The 558-nt window shown below is 54.3% G+C and carries 1 protein-coding gene; it reads left to right on the top strand.

The annotated features are described in order from the left end of the window. The coding region (locus tag J7438_RS27185; RefSeq protein WP_209279127.1) for a hypothetical protein at positions 1 to 558 on the top strand (558 nt) is incomplete at both ends.

Raw genomic sequence — 558 nt, forward strand, 5'->3', positions numbered from 1 at the left:
GGGCTGGCAGGAGGGCAAAGACGAGGACGTTAAGGGCAAACCGCTCGACCGGGCACTGGTCACCAATATTTCCTCCATGTGTCATGGCAAAGGCTTACCGAAAGATAAGGACGTAAAAGCCTTCCTGACACTGCCCTGCTTGAAAGCGGGCTGGCAGGAGGGCAAAGACGAGGACGTTAAGGGCAAACCGCTCGACCGGGCACTGGTCACCAATATTTCCTCCATGTGTCATGGCAAAGGCTTACCGAAAGATAAGGACGTAAAAGCCTTCCTGACACTGCCCTGCTTGAAAGCGGGCTGGCAGGAGGGCAAAGACGAGGACGTTAAGGGCAAACCGCTCGACCGGGCACTGGTCACCAATATTTCCTCCATGTGTCATGGCAAAGGCTTACCGAAAGATAAGGACGTAAAAGCCTTCCTGACACTGCCCTGCTTGAAAGCGGGCTGGCAGGAGGGCAAAGACGAGGACGTTAAGGGCAAACCGCTCGACCGGGCACTGGTCACCAATATTTCCTCCATGTGTCATGGCAAAGGCTTACCGAAAGATAAGGACGTAAA

The sequence above is a fragment of the Thalassotalea sp. G20_0 genome (genome assembly GCF_017744175.1).
Lineage (GTDB): Bacteria > Pseudomonadota > Gammaproteobacteria > Pseudomonadales > Endozoicomonadaceae > Endozoicomonas.